This window comes from Streptomyces sp. GC420, assembly GCF_009916105.1.
Taxonomy (GTDB): domain Bacteria; phylum Actinomycetota; class Actinomycetes; order Streptomycetales; family Streptomycetaceae; genus Streptomyces.
In genome coordinates this window covers 1-2365 of sequence record NZ_JAAAXQ010000662.1, presented here as the reverse complement: position 1 = coordinate 2365, position 2365 = coordinate 1, and the positions used below count along the sequence as shown (strand labels likewise).

Below are 2365 nucleotides of genomic sequence, written 5' to 3'. Positions count from 1 at the left end.
GCGCAGGCCTGCACGCGGAGTTCGCCCCGCGCGGCGTACGCCCAGAACGGGGCACCGTCGTCGTCGACGACGGGCGCCAGAAGTCCCCCGCCGGGACTGCCGGAACCGCCGGGACCGCCGGAATCACCGGGACCGCCGGAACCACCTGCGCCAGTCATGTCCACTCCTCCTACCTCGGGGGATCGTCCGTCGTTGTCGGGCCGGCCCTCAGTTCCGCAGCAGCAGCGCCGAGGTCGGCACCCCTTCGCCCGCCGTGACCAGACAGGTGGCCGCGTCCGGCACCTGGGCGGTGCTCGTCCCGCGCAGCTGCCGCACGCCCTCGTTGATCAGGTTGAACCCGTGCACGTACGCCTCGCTCAGTCCGCCGCCGCCCGTGTTCAGCGGCAGCCGTCCGCCGATCTCCAGCGCACCCCCTTCGGTGAACGCCCCGCCCTCCCCGCGCCCGCAGAAGCCGTAGCCCTCCAGGGAGAGCGGGACGAGCGCGGTGAACGCGTCGTAGATCTGGGCGACATCGACGTCGGCCGGCCCGAAATCGGCCTGCTTCCACAGCTGCCGGGCGGCGGTCCAGGCGGGCCCGGTCAGCGGGTCGTCGTTCCAGTAGTTGACCATTCCGTGGTGCTGGGCGGGCAGTCCCTGGGCCACGGAGTGCACGTACACGGGCCGGTGCCGGCAGTCGCGGGCCCGCTCGGCGGAGACGAGGACGCAGGCCAGTGCCCCGTCCGTCTCCAGGCAGTTGTCGAAGAGGCAGAGCGGTTCGCTGATCCAGCGGGCGGTCATGTACATCTCGCGGGTCAGCGGGCGCTCGTACATCACCGCTGCCGGGTTCTGGTTGGCGCGGTTGCGGCAGGCCAGCGCGACGTTGAAGAAGTGGTCGCGGGTGGCGCCGTACTCGTGCATGTACCGGCGGGCCAGCATGCCGATCTCGTCGGCGGGCCGCAGCAGCCCGAAGGGCCGGGTCCACTGGGCGGGTGTCGGCAGCTGGGCGGCGGTGTTCCGCCAGGGCCGCGGCCCGCTGCCGCGCTTGCGTGAGCGCCAGGCGACCCCGACGCTCGCCTGCCCCGTCGCGACGGCGGCGGCGAGGTGGGCGATGGTGGCGCAGGAGCCGCCGCCCCCGTAGCCGGCCTTGCTGAAGAAGGTCACGTCCCCGGCGCCGATCGCCTTGGCGACCTCCACCTCGTCGGTCTCCTCCATCGTGTACGAGGCGAAGGCGTCGACCTCGGACGGCGCGATTCCCGCGTCATCGAGCGCGGCGGTGATCGCCCGGCAGGCGAGCGACTTCTCCGACTCGGCCAGGCGCCTGGCGAACGGGGTCTGCCCGATGCCCGCTATCGCCGTCGTGTCCTTGAGTGTCGCCATGGCACCTCCGCGCCCCGGTCGTCCACCTGTGCTGACAGCCGGGAAGGGTACAGCTAATCTGACGGGTAGTCAGCTACTGTCGGCGCGGGAGGTCGGACGGCGGTGCTTGGGAACGGGCTCGGCAACGGGCGTGGCAGCGGGCTCGGCAACGGGCGTGGCAGTGGACTTGGGAACGGCCCGGGGAATGTGCCCGGGGACCTCGAGTGGGGCAGCATCCCGGGACTGGTGGAGTGGGCGGCGAGGCGCTACGCCGCCCGGGAGGCGGTCGTCGAGGGCCGCACCCGCGTCTCGTACGCCGAACTCGGCGCCCGGATCGAGCGTGCGGCCGCCGCGTGCGTCGCGAGCGGCGTCGAACCGGGCGACCGGGTGGCCGTCTGGGCGCCCAACACCCTCGACTGGATCGTCTCGGCGCTCGGCGCGGTCGGCGCGGGCGCGGTGCTGGTTCCGCTCAACACCCGTTTCAAGGGTGCCGAGGCCGCGTACGTCCTGGCCCGCAGCCGCGTCAGACTGCTCTTCGTCACCGGCACCTTCCTCGGCGCCTCGTACGTCGCCTCACTGCGCCGGGCGATGGCGAACGGCCACGCTCTGCCGCACCTGGAGCAGGTCGTGGTCCTGTCCGAGGACGCGCCCGAGGACTTCCGCACCTGGAAGGAGTTCCTGGCCGCCGGCGACGGGGTGCCGGCCCGGGCGGTACGGCGGCGGGCCGCGGCGACCGGTCCTGGCGACCCGTCCGACATCGTCTTCACCAGCGGCACCACGGGCCGTCCCAAGGGCGCGGTCATCAGCCACGCCCAGAGCCTGCGCTGCTACGAGATCTGGAGCGACCTGGCGGGACTGCGGGAGGGCGACCGCTACCTGATCGTCAACCCCTTCTTCCACACCTTCGGCTACAAGGCGGGGATCCTCGCCTGCCTGATGAGGGGCGCCACCATGGTTCCGCAGCCGGTCTTCGGCGTGGACACCGCGCTCGCCAACATCGCCGCCGAGCGCATCTCCGTCCTCCCCGGCC

2 protein-coding genes are annotated in these 2365 nt (G+C 72.7%); one reads left to right on the top strand and one right to left on the bottom strand.

Features of this window, described 5'->3' with window-relative positions; translation table 11 throughout:
* Positions 1-207: 207 nt before the first annotated feature.
* Entirely contained in the window at positions 208-1356 is a 1149-nt protein-coding gene (locus GUY61_RS37540; protein ID WP_166634761.1) for a lipid-transfer protein, read from the bottom strand.
* Between the two features lie 186 nt (positions 1357-1542).
* Here GUY61_RS37540 and GUY61_RS37535 point away from each other — a divergent pair.
* A partial coding sequence (locus GUY61_RS37535) for an AMP-binding protein (protein WP_166634760.1) occupies positions 1543-2365 on the top strand: 823 nt, incomplete at its 3' end.

Excerpts from the sequence above, each read along its gene's own strand:
- GUY61_RS37540 (WP_166634761.1), bottom strand. The coding sequence starts at position 1,356 with ATGGCGACACTCAAGGACACGACGGCGATAGCGGGCATCGGGCAGACC.